Genomic DNA, 13091 nt, shown 5'->3' on the forward strand with positions numbered 1-13091 from the left:
TGCGCTTCCGCCCCCTGCCTCCGACGACCGCATGGCTCGTCGCCGGCCTGCTGCTGACGCTCTCGTTCTTCCATTATTATACGGCGGGCTTCGGGCTCCTGCGGGAGGCCACCCATCGTGGCATCCACATGGCCTTCGTGCTGGGCCTGATCTTCCTCGTCTTCTCCGCCTTCAAGAGCGGCCAGGAGCGGATCGCCCCCTCGAACTGGTGGCGGCCGGGCAGCATTTCCCTGGTCGACTGGGCCCTGGCCGTCGCGGCGGCGGCGTCCAGCCTCTATGTGCCGTGGATCTTCAACGAGCTGGCCTTCAGGGTCGGAAACCCGTCTCCCACGGACGTGGTCATGGGGACGACCCTGATCGTCGTCCTGCTCGAGGCGACCCGCCGCTCCGTGGGCTGGCCGCTTCCGGTCATCGCCATCGGGGTGATGCTCTATGCCTATTTCGGCCCTTCCATGCCGGGCATACTCCAGCATCCCGGCGCCTCATGGTCGAACATCGTCAACCACCTCTATCTCACGAGTCAGGGCATCTATGGCATCGCCCTGGGAGTCGTTGCCACTTACGTGTTCCACTACGTGCTCTTCGGGGTGCTGGCGACACGGGTCGGGCTCGGCAAGCTCTTCATCGATCTCGCCACCTGCGTGGCGGGCCGCTTCGCGGGCGGGCCGGCCAAGGTCTCGATCTTCGGCTCCGCCCTGTTCGGCATGATCTCGGGATCTTCCATCGCCAATACGGTGACGGTCGGCTCGCTCACGATCCCGGCGATGATCCGCGTCGGCTATAAGCGCCATTTCGCGGCGGCCGTGGAATCGGCGGCCTCGACCGGCGGGCAGATCACGCCGCCGATCATGGGCGCGGCCGCCTTCCTGATGGTCGAATTCCTCAACGTTTCCTACCGGACCGTCATCCTGGCGGCTCTCGTGCCGGCCCTCATGCATTTCTTCGGCGTGTTCATGCAGGTCCATCTCGAGGCCAAGCGGGCGGGTTTGAAGGGGCTGCCGGCCGAGGAGCTGCCGAGGGCCGCCCAGGTCCTTAGGGAAGGGTGGCAGACGATCATGCCGCTGGCCGTGCTGCTGATCGTCCTGTTCTCCGGCTTCACGCCCTATCTCGCCGCCTTCTGGGGCATCACGGCCTGCCTGGTGGTGGGCGCCTCGCGCGTTCCGGCCATCACCCTCGGCTTCCTGGCCGCCATCGCGGGTGCCATCGCCACCGGCATGCTCACGCAGCTGGTCTTCTCGGTTCCGCTTCTCGGCCTGGTCCTGGCCCTCCTCGTCTATACCTTCGTCAAGAGCGACGCGGGCAAGGCGCTCGTGCTCGATCTCGTCGACGCTTTCGTGGTCGGCGCCAAATACGCCATCGGCGTGGGTGCGGCCGCCGCGACGGTCGGCATCATCGTGGGCATCGTCACGCTCACCGGCGTCGGCTTCAAGATCTCCTTCATCGTCACGTCCTTCGCCGCCCAGATGGCTCAGGTCTTCACGGATCTGGTGCCGGCGGGCCTTGCCGACATGAAGGCCATGACCCTGTTCTTCACGCTGCTGATGACGGCCGTCGTCTGCATCCTGCTGGGATGCGGTGTGCCCACGACGGCGAATTACATCATCATGGTCACCGTCGCGGCTCCGGCTCTGGGGCTTCTCGGGGTCCAGCCGCTCGTCGCGCATTTCTTCGTGTTCTATTACGGGGTGCTCGCCGACATCACGCCCCCAGTGGCGCTGGCGGCCTATGCAGGGGCCAGCATGGCGGGCGCCGATCCGTTCAAGACCGGCAACACCGCCTTCCGGCTGGGACTGGGCAAGGCGCTCGTGCCGTTCGTCTTCGTCTACGGCCCGGCCATGCTGATCGTGACGCCCGAGTTCACGTGGTCGGGCTTCCTCTTCGTCACGGCGGGAGCCGTCGTCGGCATCATGTTCCTGTCGGCGGCCTTCGCCGGCTATGCGCTGACGCCGATGCGCGCCTGGGAGCGCTGGCTCATCGGCCTCGCCGCCCTGCCCATCATCGCGCCCAATGGGCAGATGACCCTGATCGGGCTGGCAATGGCGGTTCCCGTGATCGTGTCACAGCTTCTCAGGGCCCGATCCGCCATGGTGCCGAGACCCGCCTGACGCGCCGGAGAGAACCTGAACTATTCGGCGGTCCTTCCGTTGTTCCTTGCTGATGGAAGAACGGGAGGACCACATGGTCGATTACAGGAAACTTTTGGATGCGTTCGTCGGAGCCATTGGCCGTCCCGATCTCCGCAATCCCGACCCATCGAGCCAGGGAAGCATCGGTCAGCAGGCCGGAAGGAGCGTGACGCAGATGACCGGTCAGACGCCGGAACAGCTCCTGCAGAAGGCCAAGGATTTCGCCGCCCAGCATCCGGGACTGACGCAGACGGCTCTGGTCGGCCTGGCGGGTCTTCTGTTCAAGGGACGCAAGAAGAGCGGCAAGCTCACCGGCAATCTGGTCAAGCTCGGCGGCCTCGCGGTGATCGGCGGGCTGGCGTACAAGGCTTACCAGAACCAGCAGACCGCCAAGGGAGGCGCTGGAAGCGACGCCTCTGCGCCCACCGCCCCGGCGGCCGGACCCGATGAGGCCGTCGCCCAATCGGCCCTGAGCTTGCCGGAGACATCCCGGTTCCATCCGGTCTCGCAGACCGAGGACGACGCGCTCCTGTTCCTGCGCACCATGGTGGCGGCCGCGGCCGCCGATGGGCATATCGATCAGGCCGAGCGGGCCCGGATCGTCAAGGGCCTGACCGAAGCCGGAATCGACCCGGAGGCGAGCCGTTGGCTGGAGACCGAGATGGCATCGCCCGCCGATGTGGAGGAGCTGGCCGCCGGCGTCAACGATCCGGACATGGCCGCACAGGTCTATGCGGCCGCCCGACTTGCCATCGACCCCGACACGATCCAGGAGCGCGAGTTCCTGCACCAGCTGGCCGAGGCGCTCGATCTCGACCCGGCCATCCGTTCTCAGATCGACAATACAGCCGAGGGCCTGAGTTCAGTTTGAGACAGCCGCCGGCACGCAGCTGAAGCCGTCTCTCCCGCCCAAGAGATGGGCGGCGCCTTCCACGTCATGGCCGGCCTTGTGCCGGCCATCTCGATAAGTGAGGCTCGGCGTTTCACCCAATCGGAATCACCGGGAATGGTCCCAGGCTAAAGTCCGGGGACGACCAGGATGTGAAGGGCGAGGCGGGTCGCGATGCCCTGCCAGCCAGCATTGGGCGGAGAGCCCGATCTCAGAGCGGCGAAACCCGCCCCAGTGGCCTGATGCTCTGGTATTTGATGGTGGTCTGCGTGCCGGGTCTCTCCTCGTAGCGCTTGGCCAGGACGAAGCCGAGTTCGGGCGAGTAGAGGTCCGTGTGTTCGGACGTCATCTTCCCATCCCCATTGAGGAAGCGGTTGCGCACCACCAGGACATTGTAGGAGCAGGAGCCGAGCTGGATCTGCTCCTGGCCCGTCACGGTCAATTCCAGCGAGATCAGGGCGCCCACCTTGCCCGGCTGGGCAGGTGCGTAGGTCAGAGCCCGCCGGGCTTTCGGTTCGAGCGGAAAGACGGTGCGCAGATCGGAAACGGGAATGTTGATGCTCCGAGCCGTATCGTCGAAACGGCTGATCGGGAAGAAGCCACGGTAATAGATCACGTCCTGTTTTTTACCGCCGGGATATGCGTTCAGCACATGGACGAAATGATCGGAGGTGGGGCGAACCTCCGCAACCGTTCCCTGCCGCTCCAGGATGAAACCCAGCTTCGCAGTCTGGGCCGTCGGGCAGTCGTCGCCATAGGCCGGCGAAGCAAGCAAAGCCGTTAAGGCGAAAGGATATACGGGTCGAAACATGGCGGGGCCCCCGGCGTTATCGAAGAAAGACGAATGTTCAGGAAAGAGACCGGTAAGATCATTTAATAACATTATGTTTGGCGAGGTGGAAAGCGGCTCCGCCCACCCATCGCAGGGCAGCTACTTTAGTCAGGGGATGGTTGATCTCGACGCCTGTCCTGGATCAAATACCGCCACCGCATTTACGGATGCCCGAAAGGAAATGAAGAATGGCTGAGAGGCCTCACCGTCGCACTCCCGATCAGCTTCGCTCACGGCTTTGGTTCGACAATCCCGACAACCCGGGCATGACCGCGCTCTACCTCGAGCGGTATCTCAATTTCGGCCTCACGGGCAAAGAGCTGCAGGGCAAGAAGCCGATCATCGGCATCGCGCAGACCGGCTCCGATCTGTCACCATGCAACCGGCATCACATCGAACTCGCCAAGCGCGTGCGCGACGGAATCACGGCGGCCGGCGGCGTCGCCTTCGAGTTCCCGTGCCATCCGATTCAGGAGACCGGCAAGCGCCCCACCGCCTGCCTCGATCGCAACCTGTCCTATCTTTCCCTCGTCGAGGTTCTCTACGGCTATCCGCTCGACGGCGTCGTGCTGCTCACGGGCTGCGACAAGACCATGCCGGCCTGCATCATGGCGGCCGCAACCGTGAACATTCCGGCGATCTCGCTCAATGTCGGGCCGATGCTCAACGGCTGGCACCATGGCGAGCGCACGGGTTCGGGCACCATCGTATGGAAGGCGCGCGAGCGTCACGCGGCGGGCGACATCGACTACCAGCAATTCATCGACATCGTCGGCTCATCCGCCCCGTCCGTGGGCCACTGCAACACCATGGGCACGGCGTCGACGATGAACGCACTGGCGGAAGCCCTCGGCATGTCCCTGCCGGGCTCCGCGGCCATTCCCGCGCCCTACCGCGAGCGTGGCCAGATGGCTTACGAGACCGGCAGGCGCATCGTCGATATGGTGTGGGAGGACCTGAAGCCGTCCGACATCATGACTCGCGAGGCGTTCGAGAACGCGATCGTCGCCAATGCGGCCATCGGCGGCTCGACCAACGCGCCGATCCACATCAATGCGATTGCCAAGCACATCGGCGTGCCGCTCGATAACAACGATTGGGAGCGCATCGGTTTCGAAGTTCCGCTGCTCGTGAACATGCAGCCCGCTGGCGAGTACCTCGGTGAGGAATACTTCCGCGCGGGCGGCCTGCCGGCGGTCATGGCCGAGCTGATCGGCGCCGGCAAGATCCACACGGACGCGCTGACCTGCACGGGCACCACGATCGGAGAAAACTGCAAGGGCAAGTTCACCTGGGATCACGACGTGATCCGCTCCTACGACAATCCGCTGAAGGAGAAGGCGGGCTTCCTGAACCTGAAGGGAACGCTGTTCGATTCCGCGATCATGAAGACGAGCGTGATCAGCCCGGAATTCCAGGAACGCTACCTCAACAATCCGGACGATCCGAATGCCTTCGAAGGCCCCGTGGTCGTGTTCGACGGACCGGAGGACTACCATCACCGCATCGACGATCCGTCGCTCCACATCGACGAGCACACGATCCTCATCATGCGCGGCGCTGGCCCGATCGGTTATCCCGGCGCGGCCGAGGTGGTGAACATGCAGCCGCCCGGAGCGCTGATCAAACGGGGTGTCCTCTCGCTGCCCTGCATCGGCGACGGACGCCAGTCAGGCACCTCTGGCACGCCGTCGATCCTCAATGCCTCGCCGGAGGCCGCCATCGGCGGCGGGCTGGCACTGCTGCAGACGGGCGACCGGATCCGCATCGACCTGAACAAGCGCAGCGCCGACATTCTGCTGTCGCCGGAAGAGATCGAGAAGCGCCGGGCCGATCTGGAGGCGCGGGGCGGCTATGCCTATCCGGCGAGCCAGACGCCCTGGCAGGAGATCCAACGCTCGATGGTGGATCAGCTCTCCGAGGGCATGACCCTGAAACCAGCCGTGAAGTACCAGAGGGTCGCACAGACCTTCGGCGTGCCGCGCGACAATCACTGATCGACCAAGAAGGAAGCGGGGGCTGTCATGAACAGACTTCAAGGAAGGACAGCCCTCGTCACGGCGGCGGGGCAGGGGATCGGACGCGCCATTGCGGAAGCCTTTCTCCGCGAAGGCGCAAAGGTCTGGGCGACGGATCTCGATGTCGCCAAGCTGGAGGGACTTGACGGCGCCGAGAAGCGCCGGCTTGACGTGCTCTCGAGCGCCGATGTCGAACAACTCGTCGCCGAGGCCGGACCTCTCGATATCCTCGTCAATGCGGCGGGCTTCGTGCATCACGGCACGATCCTCGAATGTTCCGACAGGGATTGGGACTTCTCGTTCGAGCTGAACGTGAGATCCATGCACCGCACCATCAAGGCCGTTCTGCCGGGTATGTTGGAGAAGGGTCGGGGCTCCATCGTCAACATCGCGTCGGGCGCCTCGTCGGTGCGCGGCATCCCCAACCGCTACGTCTACGGCACCACCAAGGCGGCGGTGATCGGCCTGACCAAGGCCGTGGCGGCGGATTTCATCAAGCGCGGCGTCCGTGCCAACGCCATCTGCCCCGGCACGGTCCAATCGCCTTCCCTCGACGAGCGGATCGCGGCGCTCGCAGAAAGTTCGGGACAGAGCCTTGAGACGGTGCGTCAGGCCTTCATCGACCGCCAGCCGATGGGCCGGCTCGGCACGGCCGAGGAGGTGGCGGCGCTGGCCGTCTATCTCGCGTCGGACGAAGCGAGCTACACGACGGGGCATATCCACCTCGTCGATGGCGGGTTCGCGCTGTAGTTTCGCGATCGACAGAGACCACGCTCCACGTCATGGCCGGCCTTGTGCCGGCCATTCCGCTATTGAGAAGCGCCACGCCTTTCCGATCGAGATCACCGGCACAAGGCCGGTGATGACGTCGTTACGATCCAGACCTTCGCCTCAACCCGCTTTGCCCTTGTAAGGCGTCTCCGCCACCGGGGTCAGCGGGCCTTTGCCGTCGAACCACGAGATCAGGTTGTCGGCGACGAGCTTGCCCATGGCATTGCGGGTGTGAACCGACGCCGAGGCGACATGCGGCAGGAGCACTACGTGCTCCAGGTCGATCAGCTCCTGCGGCACGCGCGGCTCGTCCTCGTAGACGTCGAGGCCTGCGCTCAGGATCGTGCCGGACTTGAGCGCAGCGATGAGCGCCTGCTCGTCCACGACCGTGCCGCGCGCGACGTTGATCAGAACGCCGTTGGGCCCCAAGGCCTTCAGCACGTCCGCGTTGATGAGATGCTTCGTGGCGGGGCCGCCGGGCGGGATGACGATGAGCACGTCGCAGGCTTCCGCAAGGCCGGTCACGGTCGGATAATAGGGATACGCTACGTCGTCCTGCTGCGTGCGGCCGTGATAGGCGATGCTCACGTCGAAGCCGGAGAGGCGCCTTGCGATGGCCTTGCCGATGCGCCCGAGTCCGACAATGCCGACCTTCCTGTCGCGCAGGGTCGCCGACAGGGGGAAGGAGGCCTTCAGCCATTTCCCGTCACGCAGGTAGCGGTCGGCCTGCGGGATTTTCCGCAACGTTGCGAGGAGCAGGCCGAGGGTGAGGTCGGCGACCTCGTCGTCGAGAACGCCCGGCGTGTTGGTCACGACGATGCCGCGCCTCGCCGCTTCCTCCGCATCCACATTGTCGTAGCCGACGCCGAAGCTCGAGACGATCTCCGCATGCGGCAGGCGGTCGAGGAGCGTGGAATCCACGCGGCCGAAGAGCGTGCTGGTCGCCACGCCGCGGATGCGCGGGCCGAACTCCTTCAGGAAGGCCTCCTTGTCGGTCTGCTCCCACAGGCGATGGAGCGTGAAGGCCTTGTCGAGCGCGTCGATGACGACGGGCATCATCGGCGCGGTCATGAGGATGTCGGTTCGGCTCATGGCGGTTCCTATTGTCGTGTCGGGTTAAAGGGAGCAGCGTGCGACGCCGCCCCGGCGAAAGGCCTCGTCGATGATCCTGGCCTGCTGCTGGAGCGCAGCCTTCACGTCCCGCGGCAGGTCGAGCCAGTGGCAGCCGCGCAGGGCGGCTTCCAGCGCGTAGAGCGCATTGAGGCTCACCTGCCTGGGAAGCATGAATTTCAGCCGTAGGTAGGCCTCGACGGAGCCCATGGCGCGGAGTTCTCCGACCGTGCGGATACCCGCCTCCGCCAGCCTGCTCCGCGTCACGGAACCGATCCCGGGCAGGGTGTCGATGGCGGCATCACTCACGAGGACGGCTCCGGTTGTCGAGGCTTCACGCGCTCACGGTAGAGCAAATAGAGCCCCGATGCGATGACGATGCCAGCCCCGACGAAGGTCCAAGCATCGGGCCAGTCGCCGAAGAGGACGTAGCCCAGGACCAGCATCCAGACGATCTGGCTGTAGATGAAGGGCGACAGGATCGCGGCCGGCGCACGGGCATGGGCGAGGACCAGAAGCCAATGGCCGAAGGCCCCGTAGAAGCCCGTCGTCGCCAGCAGGAACCACATGAGGGGCGAGGAGGGCGTGGACCATATCCAGGGCAGGATCGGGGTGACGAGGACGATGCCGGCGACGCTCGAGTAAAGGGTCGTCGTCGCGACGGAATCGCTCGATGCGAGCATGCGGGTCACGATGGCGTAGAAGGCATAGGCGACGGAGCCCATGAGCGACAGAAGGGCGGCGGGATGCATGGTGCCTAAGCCTGGCCGCGTGATCACGAGAATGCCGATGAAGCCGATCCCGATGGCGATCATGCGCTGCCAGCCGACGCGCTCTCCGAGAAGCGGGCCGGCAAGGAGCGCTACCAGCAGCGGCGTCGCGAAGATGATCGATTGCGTCTCGACCAGCTGCAGATATTTCAGGGCGAAGAAGTTGCAGATCGTCGATGCGAAGAGCAGGAACGAGCGGATGAGCTGCAGCGGGAGGCGGCGGGTCCTCAGCGCTCCGGGCTGTGTCCTCGGATTGATGACCAGGAAGGTGAGACAGGCCGCCGAGATGTAGCGGGCCCAGACCGTCACCATCGGATCGATGGAGCGGTTCACCCACTTGGCCGTCGCATCGAGGCACGAAAAGCAGAACAGCGCCGCGCACATGAGGGCGATGCCCGCGATGCGGCTCTGGTGCCACGCGGCGGTCTTGGGCGGGGATCGGGTGAGGGTGTCGGCCATGCGGGGAATGCTAGCCGCTTCCCCGTCCCGACACGAATGCCCGCCACGCACGACCCTCGTGCGCGGCACACAGGGGTGAGGATCAGGCGGTTGCGGCCAGTTCCGGCTCGCCGGCGGCTTCCAGCCCGTCGACTTCGTCGTCGGCCTCGAAGCCGGTCTGATCGGCTCCGGTGAGGCCAGCGAGGTTCTTGGCGGCCTTGCGCAGCAGCTTGCGTAGGCGCTTGCGGTCCTTGTTGTCGAAGCCCTGGAGCAGCTCGCCCTCGACCTCCTCCCACAGGGCGTCGATGGCGGCGGCCTTGCGCTTGCCTTCCTTGGTGAGTTTCACGCGAACGACCCGGGCATCGCCGGGTTCGGTGTGGCGTTCCACCAATTTGAGGCTGGAGAGGCGAGAAACCGTCTTGGACGCGGTCGGCGGGCGCACGCGCAGGATGGCCGCGAGTTCGCCCATGGTCATGGGGCCGGAATTGCTGAGGGCCTGGAGAACCTGCTCCTGGCCGGCGAAGAGGCCGAGTTCCGAGAGCTTGTCGCCCGTGCGGCTTCGATGCAGGCGCGAGGCTTGAACCAAAGCCCATCCGACGCTCTTGATGCCCGGATGCTTGTTGTCGGTTTCCATGGATCCTCGCTGTTCGAAGCTTTTCGACCATACCATGGCCCTGACTCATGACGGTACGATGACAAGCCGGCACATTATTAACAGGCTAAGGAATCAAGGGTCTCGGGGAACGGCGCTTTCATGCCAGCGCCGGAGGAGCGCGTGATTGAGCGCAGCCAGAGCCAGGAACAGCCCGATTCCGGTCGCGGCCAGAAGAACGAGCGCCGCGAAGAGGCGCGGAATGTTGAGCCGGTACTGGCTCTCGATGATGCGATAGGCCAGTCCCGACCCCGCCCCGGCGGAGCCGGCGGCCATCTCGGCCACCACGGCGCCGATCAGGGACAGTCCGCCCGCGATCCGCAGGCCTGCCAGAAAGGCCGGGAGGGCGGCCGGGCGGCGCAGGTACCACAGAGCCTTCAAACGCGCCCTGAGCCGCGCGAGAGGGCCTTGCGAGGCCGGGGCGCCGTAGAGCTGAAACAGCTCCATGAGGTTCCTGTCCACGGATTGCAGGCCGAGCATGGTGTTCGACAGAACCGGAAAGAACGCCACGAGCCACGCGCAGGCCAGGACCGCCACATCCTGCGGCATGTAGATCAGCAGCAGGGGCGCGATGGCGATGACTGGCGTGACCTGGAGCACGACGGCGAACGGGTAGAGCGAGTACTCGACGATCCGCGACAGGCTCAGCAGCACCGCAAGGCCCACGCCGCCGATCACCGCCAGGGCAAGACCCGCGAGCGTGGTCTCGAGCGTCGTCAGGAGAGAGCCCCAGAGCAGGGGCCAATCGGCCACCATGGTCGTGGCGATCAGGCTCGGCGCGGGCAGGATGTAGGGCGGGATGCCCTTCAAGCGCACGGTGGCTTCCCACGCGGCGATGGCCGCCGTGAAGACGGCAAGCGGCAGGATGATCCTCAAGGGATTGCCTTGCGGCCGAACGAGCGCCATCACGGCCGCTCCCCGGCGGTCTGGCCGAGCAGGGCCTGCGAGATCCGCCCGCACAGCTGCGTATAGCTCTCGCCGGTGCGAAAGTCCTTCGCGCGCGGTCCGGGCGGCATGCCTTCGATCTCGGCAACGATGCGCCCGGGACGCGGAGACATGACCGCGATGCGGCTCGACAGATAGGCGCTCTCATACACCGAATGGGTCACGAAGACGACCGTGCAGCGCAAGTCGCTCTGCAGGCGAAGCAGGTCGTCGTTGAGCCTGAACCGGGCAATCTCGTCGAGGGCGGCGAAGGGTTCGTCCATGAGCAGCAGCCGGGGCTTCACGGACAGGGCCCTGGCAATCGACACGCGCATCCGCATGCCGCCGGAGAGTTCGCGCGGATAGGCCTTGGCGAAGTCGCTCAAGCCCACGAGGGCAAGGCTCTCTGCGATACGGTCCTGTGCATTGCGTCTGGACACGCCGCGAAGGCGCAGGGGAAGCCATACATTGTCCGCCACGGTAGCCCAGGGCATCAGCGTCGCGTCCTGGAATACAAAGCCGATCTCGCTGCGACGACGATCGTCATTGCAGGAACTCGGCCAAATGACACGGCCCTCGGTCGGACGCGCGAGCCCCGCGATGATGCGCAGCACCGTCGACTTGCCGCAGCCGGAGGGGCCGAGAAGGGAGAGAAACTCGTTTGCCTTGACCGAGAGATCGAAGCCGTCCAGGGCCAGGACGCCGTTACTGAAGCGTTTGCAGATGTCCCGCAGGGCCACCAGCTCTGAAGAGATCGGCGACATGGTCTGTTGCAGTGACGGACTCATCGGAACAGGGATGTCATTGAGGGTTCTGCGGAGCAGATTTGCAAGTCATGCTCCAGGGTTGCCCGGCGTCAATAACGTTGCTTTGACTAAGGATACGATCGAAGCTTTCCTTAGACAGGCCCCTCGCATGGAGCAGCGCGGATGCGTTGTGATCCGTTACGGGAGGCCAGGCAACCAGGACCTCGTCCTTGCGGCCCATGAAATGGTTCGTTCTTGCCGCGGACACATGGCGGCCGCCCATCGAAACCTCCCATTTCTCAGCAAGGGATAAGGGGCCAAGGTCTCTTGGAGGAGTCGGCGCGTTCCACCAGTGCAGGACAATACTGGCTCCTCTTTCATCGGACCAGGAGCAGAAAAGCTGGTCGGTGTGCCCGAGGACAGGAGGCTGAAGGTTCAAATTGGCAACCCGCTCAGTCGTAGCGGCGACCGGCTTCATCTCCGCAGGTAAAAGCAGCAAAAAGCCCGCTGCAATCCAAAGTGTCTCAGGCATGTGGGCGTTGCCTCACTTGCGTGGCCTCAACTCAAGCCCGACACCCTTGTTCACGAACCGGAGCGTATAGGCTTTCCTGTAGTCGAGTTCCGCCTTGAAGAGGCCCGCCTTCACCATCTTGTCGAAGAAGTCCTTCATGCGCGCATCCGTCATGGCGCCGATCCCGAGCTGATGCGTGTCGCCGGAATCGACGATGCCGTATTCCTTCATCTTGGCCTGCGAGAAGCTCAGCAGCTCGTCCGTCATTTCCGGATTGTCGCGCTTGATGAGTTCCTTCGCCTTTGTGTTGTCGCCATAGAGGTAATTGTACCATCCGATGGTCGAGGCATCGACGAAGCGCTGCACGAGATCGGGATTCGTCTCCACGACCTCGCGGCGTGTCTCCACGGTGGTCGAATAGGTGCTGAAGCCGTAATCGGCGAGAAGGAATACGTTGGGCTTGAAACCGGCGGCTTTCTCGATGGTCAGCGGCTCCGACGTGACGTAGCCCTGCTGCACCGAGGCCTTGTTGGCGATGAAGGGAGCCGGATTGAAGCCGAAGGGCTTCACCTGCTCGTCCTTGAACCCGTATTCGGCCTTCATCCACTGGAAGAAGGTGGCGACGCCGTCCTTGGACAGAAGAATGTCGTTCGATTTCTTCAGGTCCGCGAAGGTGTCGAGCCCCTGGCCCGGATGGCTGAGGAGCACCTGCGGCTCCTTCTGGAAATGGGCCGCGACCACGATGGTGGGGATGTCCTTCTCCACGGCCGAGAAGGCCTGAATCATGCTGCCGCCCATGTAGAAGTCGAGCTTGCCGACCGTCATGAGCATGCGGTTGCTGGCGCGGGGGCCGCCCGGCACGATGGTGACCTTGAGGCCATACTTTTCGTATGTGCCGTCGGCCACGGCCTGGTAATAGCCGCCATGCTCTCCCTGGGCGATCCAGTTGGTGCCGAAGGTCACCTCCGTCAGCGGCTGCTGCGCCAGGGCGCTTCCGCTCAGGAAGGCTGCAAGCGCTCCCATGATCCAGGCGTTCAACTTCATCGGCATTGACCCCTTCGCTCAGGCCGCTCGTCGGCCGCGTCAGCTTCTGCGCGGTTCGAGGGGGCTTGGCAAGGTCTTCGTAACGCCGGGTAGGAGGACATGGCAGGCGCATGCCGATCGATCCGTCCAAAGAGCCAGCACCGTGGGGCCCGCAGCTTGCGCTGCGAACCTTTCAGGGTTCGAGGGTGGCGCGTCGGGCAGCCCGGCTCGCTCGTGTGTGTTGATGGAAGAGCCGGACGGCCGCTTCGCGCACGGTTCTT

At 64.6% G+C, this 13091-nt stretch carries 13 protein-coding genes (1 of these 13 running past the window's edge); 4 read left to right on the plus strand and 9 right to left on the minus strand.

Annotation, left to right across the window (positions count from 1 at the left end):
- A protein-coding gene (locus tag H0S73_RS06300) for a TRAP transporter permease (RefSeq protein ID WP_181051349.1) crosses the window boundary here: on the plus strand, positions 1-2105 show its 3' portion. The gene continues 67 nt to the left of window position 1, outside the view; 2105 of the gene's 2172 nt are visible here — the last part of the coding sequence; its start codon lies beyond the left edge, outside the window; its stop codon occupies positions 2103-2105.
- Positions 2106-2178: 73 nt separating this feature from the next.
- Positions 2179-2997 (plus strand): tellurite resistance TerB family protein, encoded by an 819-nt coding sequence (locus H0S73_RS06305; RefSeq protein ID WP_246388751.1) that lies wholly within the window; start codon positions 2179-2181, stop codon positions 2995-2997.
- 229 nt (positions 2998-3226) lie between these two features.
- On the opposite strand, the gene H0S73_RS06310 is transcribed toward H0S73_RS06305, so the two are convergent.
- Positions 3227-3826 (minus strand): hypothetical protein, encoded by a 600-nt coding sequence (locus tag H0S73_RS06310; RefSeq protein WP_181051350.1) that lies wholly within the window; start codon positions 3824-3826, stop codon positions 3227-3229.
- Positions 3827-4035: 209 nt separating this feature from the next.
- Between H0S73_RS06310 and H0S73_RS06315 the strand changes: the two genes are divergently transcribed.
- Together H0S73_RS06315 and H0S73_RS06320 are read left to right on the plus strand one after the other, a co-directional pair.
- Complete coding sequence (locus H0S73_RS06315) at positions 4036-5844, plus strand: IlvD/Edd family dehydratase (protein WP_181051351.1); 1809 nt, start codon at positions 4036-4038, stop codon at positions 5842-5844.
- Between the two features lie 27 nt (positions 5845-5871).
- Entirely contained in the window at positions 5872-6615 is a 744-nt protein-coding gene (locus tag H0S73_RS06320) for an SDR family oxidoreductase (RefSeq protein ID WP_181051352.1), read from the plus strand.
- A gap of 141 nt (positions 6616-6756) precedes the next feature.
- Here H0S73_RS06320 and H0S73_RS06325 read toward each other — a convergent pair whose 3' ends face one another.
- From H0S73_RS06325 to H0S73_RS06360, 8 genes are all read right to left on the minus strand, one after another.
- The gene (locus tag H0S73_RS06325) at positions 6757-7728 is read right to left on the minus strand and encodes a 2-hydroxyacid dehydrogenase (protein ID WP_181051353.1); all 972 of its coding nucleotides are present in this window, start codon (positions 7726-7728) and stop codon (positions 6757-6759) included.
- A gap of 24 nt (positions 7729-7752) precedes the next feature.
- Positions 7753-8055, minus strand: a complete 303-nt coding sequence (locus H0S73_RS06330; RefSeq protein WP_181051354.1) for a TfoX/Sxy family DNA transformation protein — start codon at positions 8053-8055, stop codon at positions 7753-7755.
- A complete protein-coding gene (locus H0S73_RS06335; protein WP_181051355.1) occupies positions 8052-8975 on the minus strand; it encodes a DMT family transporter in 924 nt (307 codons plus the stop codon). The genes H0S73_RS06330 and H0S73_RS06335 overlap by 4 nt, the downstream gene beginning before the upstream one ends.
- An 82-nt stretch (positions 8976-9057) precedes the next feature.
- Positions 9058-9588 (minus strand): MarR family winged helix-turn-helix transcriptional regulator, encoded by a 531-nt coding sequence (locus tag H0S73_RS06340; protein ID WP_246388753.1) that lies wholly within the window; start codon positions 9586-9588, stop codon positions 9058-9060.
- Between the two features lie 93 nt (positions 9589-9681).
- Positions 9682-10512: an ABC transporter permease gene (locus H0S73_RS06345; protein ID WP_181051357.1), complete on the minus strand. Its 831-nt coding sequence runs from the start codon at positions 10510-10512 to the stop codon at positions 9682-9684.
- Positions 10512-11294 carry an ABC transporter ATP-binding protein gene (locus tag H0S73_RS06350; RefSeq protein ID WP_246388755.1) on the minus strand — a complete coding sequence of 261 codons (783 nt, stop codon included), beginning with the start codon at positions 11292-11294 and terminating at the stop codon, positions 10512-10514. The genes H0S73_RS06345 and H0S73_RS06350 overlap by 1 nt, the downstream gene beginning before the upstream one ends.
- A gap of 37 nt (positions 11295-11331) precedes the next feature.
- Entirely contained in the window at positions 11332-11808 is a 477-nt protein-coding gene (locus H0S73_RS06355; protein ID WP_181051359.1) for a hypothetical protein, read from the minus strand.
- Between the two features lie 12 nt (positions 11809-11820).
- Positions 11821-12831, minus strand: coding sequence for an ABC transporter substrate-binding protein (locus tag H0S73_RS06360; protein ID WP_181054259.1), 1011 nt, complete (start codon positions 12829-12831; stop codon positions 11821-11823).
- Positions 12832-13091 lie beyond the last annotated feature (260 nt).

The sequence above is a fragment of the Microvirga mediterraneensis genome (genome assembly GCF_013520865.1).
GTDB lineage: Bacteria > Pseudomonadota > Alphaproteobacteria > Rhizobiales > Beijerinckiaceae > Microvirga > Microvirga mediterraneensis.

Bases quoted from the DNA above. Each gene is read 5' to 3' on its own strand.
- H0S73_RS06310 (WP_181051350.1), bottom strand. From the start codon at position 3,826: ATGTTTCGACCCGTATATCCTTTCGCCTTAACGGCTTTGCTTGCTTCG.
- H0S73_RS06335 (WP_181051355.1), bottom strand. From the start codon at position 8,975: ATGGCCGACACCCTCACCCGATCCCCGCCCAAGACCGCCGCGTGGCAC.
- H0S73_RS06360 (WP_181054259.1), bottom strand. From the start codon at position 12,831: ATGAAGTTGAACGCCTGGATCATGGGAGCGCTTGCAGCCTTCCTGAGC.
- H0S73_RS06320 (WP_181051352.1), top strand. From the start codon at position 5,872: ATGAACAGACTTCAAGGAAGGACAGCCCTCGTCACGGCGGCGGGGCAG.
- H0S73_RS06325 (WP_181051353.1), bottom strand. From the start codon at position 7,728: ATGAGCCGAACCGACATCCTCATGACCGCGCCGATGATGCCCGTCGTC.
- H0S73_RS06340 (WP_246388753.1), bottom strand. From the start codon at position 9,588: ATGGAAACCGACAACAAGCATCCGGGCATCAAGAGCGTCGGATGGGCT.
- H0S73_RS06305 (WP_246388751.1), top strand. From the start codon at position 2,179: ATGGTCGATTACAGGAAACTTTTGGATGCGTTCGTCGGAGCCATTGGC.
- H0S73_RS06350 (WP_246388755.1), bottom strand. From the start codon at position 11,294: ATGTCGCCGATCTCTTCAGAGCTGGTGGCCCTGCGGGACATCTGCAAA.
- H0S73_RS06315 (WP_181051351.1), top strand. From the start codon at position 4,036: ATGGCTGAGAGGCCTCACCGTCGCACTCCCGATCAGCTTCGCTCACGG.
- H0S73_RS06355 (WP_181051359.1), bottom strand. From the start codon at position 11,808: ATGCCTGAGACACTTTGGATTGCAGCGGGCTTTTTGCTGCTTTTACCT.
- H0S73_RS06345 (WP_181051357.1), bottom strand. From the start codon at position 10,512: ATGGCGCTCGTTCGGCCGCAAGGCAATCCCTTGAGGATCATCCTGCCG.